Consider the following 13,631-nt stretch of genomic DNA (forward strand, 5'->3'; position numbering starts at 1 on the left):
TACCCTTTCCATAGAGGTTGACGCTCTTAATAACTTTTTTCATATGCAGTTCGAAACGAGCAGTATTGGATAAATATCTTTTTTACAGACATTGCTATAATATTTAGATTAAGCTGTATTAACAGCAATCAGAAGATAAATACAGGAAGTGAAATAGAATGAATGAACCATTATTTCAGGCAAGCAATCTTATTTATCAAGCTAATTTAACTTATGATAGGCTGAGAATTGAAAAGGGTAAAATAAATTTTATTGTCGGGGAGAGCGGAAGTGGCAAAAGTACTCTTTTAAAATTAATAAATCATTCCATTAGCCCAGCATCCGGAGAATTGTTATATAACGGAAAACCCATAGAAGACTATGACCCCATTACTCTAAGACGTGAAGTAAGCCTGGTCTCTCAGGAACCGTTCCTCTTCGATGAAAGTGTATTAGGAAATTTTAAAACTTTTTATTCTCTAAGGCAGATACCTTTACCTGATATAGAATATATCAATCATATTACTGACCTTTGCTTGGTAAATGTGCCATTGGATCAAAATGCCTCTACGCTTTCCGGTGGAGAACGCCAAAGGGTTTACATATCCATTTTTTTATCATTCAGCCCAAAGGTTTTACTGTTAGACGAACCGACTTCGGCATTGGATGAGAAAACCAGCTTTAAAGTTATGAAGAATATAACCGACTTTTGCAAAGAAAACGACATTGAGATGATTATCGTAAGCCATGACAAAGATATCGTTGATGAATTCAGTGAAAATAAAATTGAAATTGTAAAGAAGGGTTAAAAAAATGAGAGGAATTGCCACTCTCGGTATTTTTCAGTTTTTACTTATTTATTTACTGCTTATTATCGTTTTACTGGTAATGAAAAAATCAAAAATTAATCAAACAAGGCTTCTCTTAATAGCAAGCCTGAGAATGACCGTCCAGTTGGTCATTGTAGGCTATATTCTTCAGTATATATTTAAAAATCCAAATCCTATTTTAACAATGATTTTTCTGGCGATCATGATTGCCTTTTCTATTGACCGAGCAATAAGAGGAAGAAAAGATTTAAACAAGTATTTTAAAGTTGCAATAGGAACCTCTTTGGCCCTTTCCGGCTTATTTGTTCTGATTTTCTTTGTAACGATAGTGGTCAGTAAATCAATATTTAACCCCCAATATACTATCCCTTTAGCTGGTATGATCATTGGCAATGCCATGACTGGAATAAACATTGGCATAAAGACTTTCATGGCTTCAATTAAAAAAGAAAAAAGTAAAATTACCACTTTAATCAATTTAGGCATAGATCCTAAAGATATTTTGAAGCCTTTTGCCAATAATGCATTAGAAACAGCCTTAATACCTACACTAAATTCCATGGTCGGAATGGGTATTATTTTCCTGCCAGGCATGATGACAGGTCAAATATTATCCGGCACACTGCCTACAACCGCAATTATGTACCAAATCGCCATTATGATTGCCATTTGTACGTCCGTTTGTTTAAGCGTGTTTTTATCCCTTAATATGGGTTATAAATCTTTATATAACAACAGAAAACAATTTCTTTAACAATTTCACTGTAAGAGAATGGTTATGAGTAATCACAATTAAAGGAGTGAAACGAGTTGTATATTCAAAGGGAATTTAAAGAAGGAAACCTTACCTTTATCGAAATGCGAAATGAAGACAATACATCTTGGTTAAGGGTTGTTCCGGAACGAGGCGGAATCATTACAAGTCTGGGTCTTAAGGGTAAAGAGCTGCTTTTCTTAAATGAAGCAACATTATTTGATAAGCAAAAAAACATCAGAGGCGGGATTCCTATTCTGTTCCCTATCTCTGGCCAGCTAACAGATGGCCAGTATGAATGGAATGGAACTGTCTATAAGATGAAAAACCATGGATTCGCCCGTGACCTTCCTTGGGAAGTAGTTGATATTAACACCGGATCAAACGAAGCATCTATAACATTGAAATTAGAAAGTACTAAGGAAACGTATACCTCTTACCCTTTTGAATTTTCATTAATTTTTAAATATATCCTGCAAGAAAACAAACTCACAATTGAACAGGATTATCAAAACGAATCGAATGAAGACATGCCAATTTATGCCGGTTTCCATCCCTATTTTAAATCAGCAACTAAAGAGCTTAAAATTGAAACGGATGCAACTGAATACCTTGATTACAATGATATGGAATATAAAAAATTTGATAAGGTTATTCCAATTAATCAAAAAGAATCCTTTACATTAAAAACCAATTCGGGAACTGTTCAATTCTTTGAAGATCCAGTCACCATAACATATGGTTCGGATTTCCCTTATGTTGTACTTTGGTCTGAAGAAGGACAGGACTTTGTTTGTGTTGAACCCTGGATGGCAAAAACAGATGAGTTGAACAGAAAAGAAGAATTGACCATGGCCAGGCCTAATGAGTCACTGCATACAGCGATATCCATTTTGATCTAGGTACTATGGCTTTTCCACAGAATGTTATTTTGCAAAAAAGAGCACATCCCAGGAAATCAGGCTAATATTCGCTAAAGATCTCAATATTTTATATGAGGGAAATAATTAAGTGTCGGGCACCAAAACGGATCATTTTCACGAGAGGTACCGACACTTAATTTTGGTTGTGGCTTTGAACGTTTAAGATACTGTGGATTTTTCCTTTTTACCATTACTTGTGATAAGGTTCATAAATTGGATCCAAACTCAATTACAAAAAGGCACGGGGAATCTAGTCCGTACCTATCTGAACAAAAATTTGTTGTCTGCCTGAAAATTGGATATAGAAGGAGAAGGTATTTTCAAACCCACTCTTTTATCCTATCCTTTGATTATTTTTTAATTGATCGTATACTTTTTGATAAGTAGATGCTTCTTTAACCATTCCCTTATTCTGATACATTTGACTGATTTTTTTTACAGGAGAAGGATCTGATGGATGAAATTCCATTTCCCATGAGAAGCAATCTATGGCTTTATCATATTGTTTAAACTCAGCATAGTAATCCCCCAACTCCATCATCTGATCGGGATCCTCTTCTATTGCCATCATTTTATTTACTTTCCGAATCACGAGAGAATGCGGAAGCAGTTTTTCAATAGGCATAAGTTTTTCTGTAACGGTTTTGAGATCATGCTCTTCAAGCAGGATAACCACAAGCTGCAGCATTTTTTGTTCCAACTTTTTAGAATTGTCCTCATGGACGAGCTGCTGAAACATATAGATAAAGTCATCTAAGTGGGTAACAATAAATCCAGCACTCAAATTCTCCCATATTTTATTCAGTAATGAATCATAAGAAGCAGGCAGATCATGTGTAAACTTCAATAAATATAAGGCTGCTGTTTCATATTTACCTTCTTGGATCATTTTTTCTATAATGGCCTTGGCCTGAGGTAACACTCGATACGGATTGATTTTCATCTGTCCTAAAATAAAGATCAATTCATGCATTTTGATGAACTTTAATGCAAGATCTGTATACTTATCAATTGATTCCGTATTTTGTCTTTCCTTTATTTCTTCCAGCCATAACAATAGTAACTCTTTTTGGCAATTTTGCTTTCTTAAGATATCTTCTAAAAATATTCGCTTATCTGGAGTAGATCTATTTTGGAAGCAATGCAGTTCGACAAATAGAGGATCCTTTTTTAGGATAGCAGGCAAACTTGAGGATTTGTAAATATCGTGGTATGAATTGTATTCCTGTGAATTTAAATGTTGAATTGCAGAAGGCAGGGCAGGTGCAAAATGATTTAAAATACGGGCGACCTGAAAGGACTTAATAAAACTTCCGTTTCTTCTATAGTGAAAGTAGACTTTGTCAATGATGTTCACAAGCTGTTCCTTTTCAAAAAAGGAATCCAGGGTTGTGGCAATATAGGCAATTTCATCTAAGGAATAATGGGTTTGAAGCTGTGAAAAGGTCTTGCGTTTATTCGGAATGGAAACAGATAGATTGGGGATTAGTGCGGTTAATATTGGATGGGGAAATTCAAGGACTATACCTTCATGAAATGCTTTATTTATAAATGATTCATCTTCCACTTTAGCAAGTTTATCGCCATATACAAGGAAATTTTTATAGTAAATAAGATAAAATCTTTCGTTATCCTCTGTCGTAGCCTCGATCACTTTGGTTCTTGCCAAAAGGGCAGCCCTATTAACCTTACCTTTTACAGTATTCTTTTTGTCTTTTATGGATATTTCAGTTGGTTTGAATAATTCTCTATACATTACGGTGTGCCCCCTATCATCATATCTGCGCAAATTTGTTGAGTTTATTATATCATATCTGTTCAGATAAAGTGCCTGTGCAAGCCGCAGGACCTGTTTCAATCCCAACTTTAATGAAAAAAATAAGGATGCCGATACCACATAAAGACCGCAGTCAAATGTTTCTGACATCCAAGCTTTGTAGTTGTATTTTCCCATTCAACGCGATACAAATCCTTCGACGGTCGCGCAATTGCCTCTGCGAACCACGAATTCCGGAACGCCCCCGCTTCTCATGATCAACGTCACCCACAATAACTGTATCAGTGTTCGCATCCCCTAACAATCCCATCCCTTGCAAACTCAAAATCCGATGGTGAAAAAATTCCAGACAAGGCATACTGAATACCCGTGTTCTTTACAACTGTTAAATTGCCTACTCTCCCAGCAATCTTTCAGAATTAAGTCATTTATGAAAAGAAGTGGAACTGAATAGTTTTATAAGAGATCCCTAAAAAACTAGCTTCTTGCTTAAAATCATTATTATTCAAGTATGGCCTTAATTTTTTTCAGGTCTTTTTTGTTTGCTCTTTTCATCATTGAGGAGATTAAAGGAGCAAATATCTTTGAAAAACCAGTCGGATTACCTTTGTTTCTTAACGTCATTCGAGTACTATTGTCGTCAATAGCTTCCCAAGTATAGATTGTTTCCATTGGAAAAGGTCCGTCTGCCGTTCTCATAATCAGTTTCTGCCCTGGGATAAATTCTGCAATTTCATAAATATACGCAAGCTCCCGCCTGAGGAAATGTGCTTTAAAAGCAATTCGGCTGCCTACTTGCAGTGGTTTAGGTGTTTGCCATTCGGCTGAATCAATATTTACATACCATTCAGGAGCATTGTCCGGGTTCGCTGCATATTCTGAAGAATTCTTTACACTGAAAACAAGTTCAGGAGCAGTTCAATTTTTTGAAGATCCAATTACCATAACTTATGGTTCGGATTTCCCTTATGTTGTACTCTGGTCTGAAGAAGGGCAGGACTTTGTTTGTGTTGAACCCTGGATAGCAAAGAATGACGCTTTAAACAGTAAGGAAGAGTTGAGAATGATCAAACCCAAAGAATCACTTAATACAACCATATCGATTTCGATTTAGATATCAAAAGAGCCTAATTCTTTGGAGGCAATTTCGGCTTAAGTTTTTATATGTTTTTGAGGAAAAAAATTAAGTGTCAGGCAGTCAAGTGGACCATTTCTACTTGAGATGCCTACACTTTGTTTTTGTTTTGGCTTTGAAATTCGAAAATGACGAATGGTCTTTTTTCAATTACTTATGATACGGTTCACCATAATATATCTAAATGAGGTTTTTTTGTTTAATACTTATTTTGGTGTTATTGTTCTAAAACAATATCATCCCTTGCTAAAATCGAGGTCAAACTAAGCGATTTTTTTATTTCCTTAATAAAGCAGCAACCCATAAGTCTAATGAATCAATCATTAAAACATGGTTACTTTACAATTTGCGAACAAAAAAGGGGTATCGCTAATTACTTTTAAAGTAGTTTTACGACACCCCTTTTTTATTTAGCTACTAGGCGGGACTGGACAATTAACTGTATAGGTCCACTGCGTGCCTGCAGGACCTGTTACAACAACTGTAATGTCAAAAATGTTATTTGTGGAGTTGTAATTAAATGTTAATGTACCTGCACCACTTACAGGACCGTTTGTACTAGCTACTAAAACACCTCGGTAAAAAACATCTAAAGAATCCGGTATAGCGAACATATCAAAGTCTATATTCACTACCCCCGGGGTTGAGCCAAGGTTGTGGGTAGTAGTTGTAGTTCCTTCACCTCCAGAATTAGTTTGTGTACCACAAGGAACGACTGGTGGTCGTATTCCCATTTACATCAGTCCTTTCGATTTTATAAAGAGTTATATTTTGAGAATTTCTGTTGGTAAATCTCTCAAAATAATATACTCCATACATTTTTATGTTTAAGGGATATAAAAGGATTGTATGGTTGTCCAAATTCCTTGTTTTGTGGCGCTAATTCAATAACATCTAATTAAATAATCGAAAAGAATTATCCATAAAAACAACTAGTGTATACTTTCCTAAACAAAAAAAGGGTATCTCTAACTTTTTAAAGTAGTTTTGCGATACCTCCTTTTATTTTTTAATTTACTAGGTATTTATCTTTTCTTTAATATTTTATTTAAAATCCTCATTTACTTATGATACGGTTCGCCGTGGTGTGTCTAAATAAGACTTTAAAAAATAATTTACCAAATGAATTTTTAAAAAAATAATTAAATCTGCATTATCATCCATTTATCCGGCCATTACTTTCCTTAGTTCTTATAATTTTCTTTATCCTTTTCCCCATTACTTGTAACGATAATTTCCTTTTTATTAAACATCTATTCTTTTGTCTCTCTAATTTAATTTCCGATCTCTGAATCTCAAGCGCTTTAATATAGCTATAATGCTGTTGAAAACTTTTCCACCTATAACCTCATGTTTTTTCTGAAAAGTGACATCCTAAGGAAGAATAAATCCATTCAAATTCAGAATGTTATTAGAAACCATTCCTATGTGTGAAGGGAGATTTAGTTGTGAAACTGTATCAAGTAAGAAAAGGGCAATTTGTATACTATAACAATGAGCTGCACAAGGTATATGGAGTAAAACCAATGTATAAACTATCCGTTCATCTTATTAAGCTGAGGGATTTAACACAGCATATAACTAATGCAGCGAGTGTGGAAAGATACATTCCAAGGGAAAATGATAGTTTTATTTTTGAACATAAGATATACACGCTCAAAAATAATCGAAAAGCCGAAGCAGGCGATTTTATTCTGATTAACAATCCTGCCCCCGATACCCTAGATCACTATTCCTTAAATGAAATTGAAGTAGTTGAAACTGTTGATAACAAAGGGGTAATAACAAGTGATTTGAACGGAATCAGGCATAATGAGTATTTATTGATGGCACCTGGCCGTGCTCCCGACAGCCATCCTATCGATTATCAAGAAGTGGCAAATATTGAAGTAGAAGACTTAGATGACAAAGGCCGCCTAATCAATAATCCTTCCGGTGAACTATCGTCAAAGCTCGGGGACATCTATAAAAAGAAGGACAGTGAATTTTTAGTTGAAGTTATGGTGGTCGCAATCAAAGGCCAGACCATTTTCCTTGGAGGGGGTTTAGAACTGTCCCAGGAAGAGTTAATGGATACTGATAAGTGGGAATTTCAATATAATCCCTTTGATAAATGAATTTCCTTTTCTTAACAACCAATTCCTAATTAAACCAAACACAATATTCTTCCACTTTGCCAGGAGGTTTCTATGGATAAATTTAAACAAAATAGTGTTTTTATTATTTCCTTACTGCTTACCCTCATTTTTATCATATGGGGAGTTTTTTTTACAGAAAATCTAACCAAACTTACCAACTCCGTTTATAAAAGTTCAATTGATTACCTTGGCTGGGTATATCTTGGCGCTACCTTATTCTTTGTGGTCTTCTCCATCTATTTACTGTTTTCAAAGTATGGCGATATACGGCTCGGCAGGAAAACAGACAAGCCCGATTTCACTACCGGCTCTTGGCTCTCAATGCTGTTCGGTGCGGGTATGGGAATTGGAATTGTGTACTGGAGTGTCGCTGAACCTGTGACCCACTATACAGCGCCTCCCTATGGAAAAGCTTATACTGTTGACGCAGCGAACACTGCTATGAAATATACCTTTTTTCATTGGGGCCTGGATCCATGGGCAATATATACGGTTATCGGCTTAGCCCTTGCTTTTTTTCAATATAACAAAAGGCTTCCCGCGGCCATCAGTTCAGCGTTCCATCCGATTTTAGGCGATAGAATCTACGGACCGATAGGCAAAACGATTGATATTTTGTCTATTTTCGCAACAGTCTTCGGCATTGCAACCTCTTTAGGACTAGGGGCAATGCAGGTTACAGCAGGAATGCATGCCATTTTTCGCATTCCTAATACGTTAGTGATCCAGCTGGTCGTCATTGTCGTTGCTACATTCCTTTTTATCATCTCAATTAATACAGGTTTGGAAAAGGGAATAAAGCACTTATCCAACGCAGCAATCATCCTATCAGTTGCAATTATGCTGCTGATTTTGTTTGTCGGTCCTACCTTGACTGTTATTAAAGTCTTCTTTAATACGACCGGCCTTTATATTAGCGACTTTTTGCATATGAGTTTAAGGTTAAATCCCTTTGGTGAAGGAAAATGGATTGCATCATGGACATTATTTTACTGGGCATGGTGGATTGCCTGGGCACCGTTCGTCGGTATGTTTATTGCCCGGGTTTCAAAAGGAAGGACCGTTCGGGAGTTTGTTATTGGGGTATTGATTGTTCCCACCCTCGGAACATGTCTTTGGATGTCCGTATTTGGCGGCTCTGCTCTTGAACTAGTTCAAAAACCCGGAAACCGTGACTTGGCAAAAAATATCGCCGAAAACGTAAACTTGTCGATTTTTACATTCTTTGACTATCTTCCATTAAGTTCCCTATTGAGCATTTTAGGGTTTGCCGTGGTAGCAATTTATTATATAACTGTTGCTGATACCGCAACCTTTGTACTGGGAATGTTAAGTGAAGGCGGAACGCTTAATCCTTCGAACAAAATTAAAATGACATGGGGTGTCATACAATCTGCTTTAGCTGCTGTATTGCTTTTTGCAGGCGGTTTGAACGTATTGCAAACAGCTTCCATTGCAGCCGCTCTGCCATTTGCGATCATCATGGTCGTCATGTGCTTTTCATTACTGAGAGGGTTAAAAAATGAAGTAGAAGTACAAAGAGGCAATAAAAGAAACGTGCAACATTTATAAATGGAATTAAAACATAAAAATCTTCCTGAGTGTATCATTGATCAGGAAGATTTTTGATTGTAAAAACGGTTTTGGACTCTATTATTATTTACTAAAATAAATCCTCATTTACTTTTGATACAGGTCACCATACCTTAAATAAATAAGGGTTTAAGCATTTTGTTTTTTGAATATTCAATTACCATAATGAGACTCATTTTTTCCGCTTATTCCTAGGGTCAGTGTTTAATGAAAAGGTGTGGTATTGTTAATACTTTGATAATAGTTTTATAAGAGATGCCTAAGTAACTAGCCTCTTGCAAAAAATCATTATTATTCGAGCAAACACTTAATTTTTTTCAAGTCTTTTTTGTTTGCTCTTTTCATCATTGAGGACATAAAAGGAGCAAATATCTTTGAAAAACCAGTCGGGTTACCTTTGTTTCTTAATGTCATAATAGTACTATTGTCGTCAAGAGCTTCCCAAGTATAGGTCGTTTCCATTGGAAAAGGTCCGTTAGCCGTTCTCATAATAAGTTTCTGCCCTGGGATAAATTCTACAATTTCATAAATATACGCAAGCTCCCGTCCGAGAAATTGAGCTTTAAACGCAATTTGGCTGCCTACTGACAGTGGCTTTGGTGTTTGCCATTCGGCAGAATCAATATTTACATACCATTCAGGAGCATTGTCCGGGTTCGCTGCATATTCTGAAACTTTTTCAACTGAATTCCGAATCTTGATTTCTGTAAAAACATCTACCATAAATGATTGCCTCCCAATAATGGATATATAACTCTAAAACAGTCACTGCAGCAATCCTTGAGAGGTACACCTCCCGGAATATCATGAAAAACAGAAGCAATACGTGGCATTGCTTCTGTTTTAAGAAATAGATTAAGAATGTAATCCTACTTTTTGATGTGTTTCGGTAAGCCAACCAATAAGCTGCTCTTCTGCCATTGACTTTAACATTTCGGTATGATCATGAATGGCATGATGCCACATTTTTGCTTCAACAACATTCGAATCTTCATTTTTCACGGTAAAACCGCAGTTGCATGTTAATTCTTTCATTTCTGTTTCCCCCTAAAATTCAACACAATTTTTATAAATTCTTTTGTTCAACATAATTTTTAAGCAATGTGCCAAGCAGATATTTCCATCCTTCAGAGTGCTCTTGTTCCCAGTTCTCTTCGATGATACCGGATGCGGTATGGGAAAGCTGGAGCAAAGTTGCCCCTTCCTTCTCTAGAAGACGATACGTATAGGAACTGTTGACAGCCCCTTGCATTCCTAAATGACCATGAAGACGGATTTCCTCTGGTGCGTTCACATAGTATACATTGCCCCAGACTGCCCCATCATTTCCACTCCATTTTTCAATGAATTGCCCTCCTGGGACGGGATCAAACGTAAATTGAGATTGAACTCCTTTTGGAGCCAGGCGGAATTCCCACCAATCCCCTGCCCGCTCTGTTAATGCTTTAAAAACTTGTTCACGCGGCGCGTCGATTAACACTTCTTGCTCGATACGAAAAACTCGGCTTTGTTCTTGTTCTGTTGCTGTCATAGCAAAATCTCCTCCTTTTTTTTCAACCAATGATTGCAAATTCAATAGTGAATTGGCCGTTGTTTGCATATATTTTCCGACCCATCGGTTGTGCATCTCCTGCAGTGGAACCGCATTAAGAAAATTACGTCTATATTTCCCTTCGCGCCTGACCACAACCAAATTTCCTTCTTCCAAGATCGTCAAATGCTTCATAATTGCATACCTTGTGACTTCTGAAAAATAATCGTTTAGTTCGCCAGTCGTTTTTGGAGATTGCTTTAGAATATCAAGAATTCTCCTGCGAATTGGGTGGCCCAACGCTTTAAATAATGTGGAAAGCTCGTCTTCCATTACATCTATCCTTTCGTAATGGGATTTATGACTCCACACGTTACGTGTTACCATAAGGTAACATATAATGTGTGACCTTATGGTAACATGAAGGCCAACAGATGGTCAAGTACGGAATTATATTCTTATGTTTCCATTCCTTAATTGTAGGTATACCTAACAACTGTTAGGAAATAAGTTGGTTCTCAACTCGATATAAAACCAAATAGTATCTCTTGTTCCATGTAAAAAATCCCTCATAGCAGACAATTACTTTTTTCCGGTCTGCTACAAAGGGATCGCTTATCATTGCTATTTAACTGTCACATAGCCTAATTAATCTTGTGTTAGCCAAAAATCTATCTGTGTATCCAGTTCTTTACTTAAGTCTTGTTTCCTCCCATACAGCTTATTAAGCTTCTCATAATCTATCTGTTCAGCAGCGATGGCTAAATCTATTTCTCTTATTTCATTTTCAAGGACTTCAATTCTTTTGAGAGCCTTAGCTGCCTCTGCTGATTCCTTCTTTGAATCATCAGGTTTATTTCTTGGTTTGTTCACTTTTTCAGCTTTTACAACTAGCTCTTCCTTGATTAATTTCTCTTTTTCACTTTTATAATAATCGTAATTTCCAGGATAACTCTTAAAGGAACGGTCTTCTACAGCAATGACTCTTTCACCAATTTTATTGATAAAATATCTGTCGTGGGAGATAAAGAATATCGTACCTTTGAAGTCTTCTAGTGCTTCTTCCAAGGTTTCAATAGAATCGATATCTAGATGGTTTGTAGGTTCATCAAGTATTAATAAATTAATGTCCTGGTAAAGCAGCATGGCCAGCTTCAGCCTGATTCTTTCTCCACCTGACAAATGCTTTACTTTTTTGAATGGACTCTTTTTATAAAACATGAATTTCGCAAGATACTCACGTGCTTTTCCCTCCATTATAGAGATACCTTCCCGAAAAGCCTCAAGCACTGTGAGCTCTTCATCGTTAAAAATAATCTTCTGCGGCAAATAGGCTGCCATCACATTAGCTCCCAATTCTACTACACCTGCATCAGGCTCCTCCTCACCTAAAAGCATTTTTAAAAAGGTGGTCTTCCCACTGCCATTAGGCCCAATCAGTCCTACTCTTTCACTATAATGAATCATAACATCTGCGTTCTCTAGAATTACTTTGTCCTCATAGCTTTTAAAGAGCCCAATTGCCTTAATGGTTTCATTTCCTGACCGTTCTGCGGCTTTAAGGTCGAGCCTCATATTTCTTCTCTCAAAAATGGGTTTATCAATACGGTCCATTTTATCGAGCTTCTTTTGAATACTGGAAGCTCTTCTAAAAAACTTGTTATTATCAGCCCTCATTGCCCAATCTCGCAGGCTCGTTACCTGCCTTTCCATATTATTAATCTTTTTTTGCTGCTCTCTGAAATGCTCATATTGAATTCGCATATTTTCTTCTTTTTGGCTCACGAAAGAGGAGTAGTTCCCTTTATAGGAGATGGACTCCATATCTTCAATTTCCACAATCTTAGAAACTACATTGTCGAGAAAATAACGGTCATGGGACACGATAAGGACAATTCCTTTATAGTTTTTAAGATAGCTCTCAAGCCACTCGATAGATTCCATATCTAAATGATTTGTTGGCTCATCCAGCAGCAATATATCCGGATTATGAATTAAGAGCTTCCCAAGCACGACTGTGGTTTTTTCCCCACCGCTTAATAAATCAAAATCCTTGTTTAAAAAGCTTTCCGAAAAATGAAGACCTGTGCACACTTTGCTTAGTTTTTCCTCCCGTTGGTATCCGCCCCTTACTTCAAATAATTGAACCAAGTCACTATATTTGTTTAGGGCTTTTTCGAGTACAGCATCTTCCAGAGTCTTCATTTGCTCTTCTAGTTCACGCATTTGTCGCTCGATGCAGTCAATCTCCTCAAAGGCTAAATTCAAAACATCGATCACTTTTAAGCCCTCGGGATACACAGGTGATTGCTCCAAATAAGCCTTAGTGGCTCCTCTTGGCAAGTGAATAAGACCCTCATCATATCCAGGGCTTGAGGTTTGCGGGTATCCTGGATAATAATTCATCGGCTCAATTCCCGCAATTAATTTAAGAATTGTACTCTTGCCGCTTCCGTTTGCCCCTACAATTCCGACTTTCTCTCCCTCATAAGCTTCAAAGGTTATATTATTAACCACAAGTGTGGCTTCCATAAATTTTTTAATGCCATTTAGTTTCATTTCTAACATACAAATTCCTGCTTTCATCCATAATTTACGCATTTATGGACAGGGTGTAGAGGACCTTCAATACTATTTATTTTTTAGAATAAAAAAAGACCATAAGAAGATGGTTTCTTCTTACAGTCATGAATACTCAATGAATATAATTTATTAAAGACCTTAAGCAACAAATGTGAGTCTAAATCATCACATTACTATGCTTAATAAACCCTTGTGACATAGCAGGGGCCAATAAATTATTATCTCGTTTTCAGTAAAGTAAGTTACCCTCTAAATTGCCTGATTCCATAAGAGCGCATAACAAATAAACCTAGCTTTTATAGGTGAATTAACACTCAATATAAAATCCATATTAATTTTTTAAAAATTAATAATTAGCAATTAGTTGGTTCCATAAACTTACTTTCCC

13 protein-coding genes are annotated in these 13,631 nt (G+C 36.5%); 6 read left to right on the top strand and 7 right to left on the bottom strand.

The features are described from left to right. The first annotated feature begins 158 nt into the window (after nt 1–158). The 3 genes from G8761_RS13850 to G8761_RS13860 are packed head-to-tail and all read left to right on the top strand — an operon-like array spanning nt 159 to nt 2,465. Nucleotides 159–788, top strand: a complete 630-nt coding sequence (locus G8761_RS13850) for an ABC transporter ATP-binding protein (protein WP_166027620.1) — start codon at nt 159–161, stop codon at nt 786–788. Between the two features lie 4 nt (nt 789–792). Then, nucleotides 793–1,563 (top strand): ABC transporter permease, encoded by a 771-nt coding sequence (locus G8761_RS13855; protein WP_166027621.1) that lies wholly within the window; start codon nt 793–795, stop codon nt 1,561–1,563. A gap of 56 nt (nt 1,564–1,619) precedes the next feature. Then, complete coding sequence (locus tag G8761_RS13860; RefSeq protein WP_243450016.1) at nt 1,620–2,465, top strand: aldose epimerase family protein; 846 nt, start codon at nt 1,620–1,622, stop codon at nt 2,463–2,465. A gap of 355 nt (nt 2,466–2,820) precedes the next feature. Here the strand turns inward: G8761_RS13860 and G8761_RS13865 are convergent, their stop codons facing one another. Beyond that, a complete protein-coding gene (locus G8761_RS13865; protein WP_166027622.1) occupies nt 2,821–4,242 on the bottom strand; it encodes a tetratricopeptide repeat protein in 1,422 nt (473 codons plus the stop codon). 522 nt (nt 4,243–4,764) lie between these two features. Continuing rightward, nucleotides 4,765–5,097, bottom strand: a complete 333-nt coding sequence (locus G8761_RS27865) for an SRPBCC family protein (protein ID WP_338000961.1) — start codon at nt 5,095–5,097, stop codon at nt 4,765–4,767. Between the two features lie 22 nt (nt 5,098–5,119). Here G8761_RS27865 and G8761_RS13875 point away from each other — a divergent pair, with 22 nt between their 5' ends. Continuing rightward, nucleotides 5,120–5,377: an aldose epimerase family protein gene (locus G8761_RS13875; protein WP_166027623.1), complete on the top strand. Its 258-nt coding sequence runs from the start codon at nt 5,120–5,122 to the stop codon at nt 5,375–5,377. Nucleotides 5,378–5,808: 431 nt separating this feature from the next. Here G8761_RS13875 and G8761_RS13880 read toward each other — a convergent pair whose 3' ends face one another. Further along, nucleotides 5,809–6,132, bottom strand: coding sequence for a hypothetical protein (locus G8761_RS13880; RefSeq protein ID WP_166027624.1), 324 nt, complete (start codon nt 6,130–6,132; stop codon nt 5,809–5,811). Nucleotides 6,133–6,846: 714 nt separating this feature from the next. Between G8761_RS13880 and G8761_RS13885 the strand changes: the two genes are divergently transcribed. Beyond that, on the top strand, nt 6,847–7,515 hold the full coding sequence (locus tag G8761_RS13885) for a hypothetical protein (RefSeq protein WP_166027625.1): 669 nt from the start codon (nt 6,847–6,849) through the stop codon (nt 7,513–7,515). 72 nt (nt 7,516–7,587) lie between these two features. Further along, nucleotides 7,588–9,108, top strand: coding sequence for a glycine betaine uptake BCCT transporter (locus tag G8761_RS13890; protein ID WP_166027626.1), 1,521 nt, complete (start codon nt 7,588–7,590; stop codon nt 9,106–9,108). A 312-nt stretch (nt 9,109–9,420) separates the two neighbouring features. Here the strand turns inward: G8761_RS13890 and G8761_RS13895 are convergent, their stop codons facing one another. The 4 genes from G8761_RS13895 to abc-f all read right to left on the bottom strand — a co-directional run bounded on the left by G8761_RS13895 (nt 9,421) and on the right by abc-f (nt 13,228). Continuing rightward, complete coding sequence (locus G8761_RS13895) at nt 9,421–9,852, bottom strand: SRPBCC family protein (RefSeq protein WP_166027627.1); 432 nt, start codon at nt 9,850–9,852, stop codon at nt 9,421–9,423. Nucleotides 9,853–9,984: 132 nt separating this feature from the next. Further along, complete coding sequence (locus G8761_RS13900) at nt 9,985–10,164, bottom strand: hypothetical protein (RefSeq protein ID WP_166027628.1); 180 nt, start codon at nt 10,162–10,164, stop codon at nt 9,985–9,987. 31 nt (nt 10,165–10,195) lie between these two features. After that, nucleotides 10,196–10,993, bottom strand: coding sequence for an SRPBCC domain-containing protein (locus G8761_RS13905; RefSeq protein WP_166027629.1), 798 nt, complete (start codon nt 10,991–10,993; stop codon nt 10,196–10,198). A 315-nt stretch (nt 10,994–11,308) separates the two neighbouring features. Further along, nucleotides 11,309–13,228, bottom strand: coding sequence for a ribosomal protection-like ABC-F family protein (abc-f, locus tag G8761_RS13910; protein WP_166027630.1), 1,920 nt, complete (start codon nt 13,226–13,228; stop codon nt 11,309–11,311). Nucleotides 13,229–13,631 lie beyond the last annotated feature (403 nt).

Origin of the sequence: Neobacillus terrae, from assembly GCF_011393025.1 — a bacterium.
Classification (GTDB): domain Bacteria; phylum Bacillota; class Bacilli; order Bacillales; family Cytobacillaceae; genus Neobacillus_A; species Neobacillus_A terrae.

Bases quoted from the DNA above. Each gene is read 5' to 3' on its own strand.
- G8761_RS13890 (WP_166027626.1), top strand. From the start codon at position 7,588: ATGGATAAATTTAAACAAAATAGTGTTTTTATTATTTCCTTACTGCTT.
- G8761_RS13895 (WP_166027627.1), bottom strand. From the start codon at position 9,852: ATGGTAGATGTTTTTACAGAAATCAAGATTCGGAATTCAGTTGAAAAA.
- G8761_RS13855 (WP_166027621.1), top strand. From the start codon at position 793: ATGAGAGGAATTGCCACTCTCGGTATTTTTCAGTTTTTACTTATTTAT.
- G8761_RS13900 (WP_166027628.1), bottom strand. From the start codon at position 10,164: ATGAAAGAATTAACATGCAACTGCGGTTTTACCGTGAAAAATGAAGAT.
- G8761_RS13850 (WP_166027620.1), top strand. From the start codon at position 159: ATGAATGAACCATTATTTCAGGCAAGCAATCTTATTTATCAAGCTAAT.
- abc-f (WP_166027630.1), bottom strand. From the start codon at position 13,228: ATGTTAGAAATGAAACTAAATGGCATTAAAAAATTTATGGAAGCCACA.
- G8761_RS13865 (WP_166027622.1), bottom strand. From the start codon at position 4,242: ATGTATAGAGAATTATTCAAACCAACTGAAATATCCATAAAAGACAAA.
- G8761_RS13905 (WP_166027629.1), bottom strand. From the start codon at position 10,993: ATGGAAGACGAGCTTTCCACATTATTTAAAGCGTTGGGCCACCCAATT.
- G8761_RS13880 (WP_166027624.1), bottom strand. From the start codon at position 6,132: ATGGGAATACGACCACCAGTCGTTCCTTGTGGTACACAAACTAATTCT.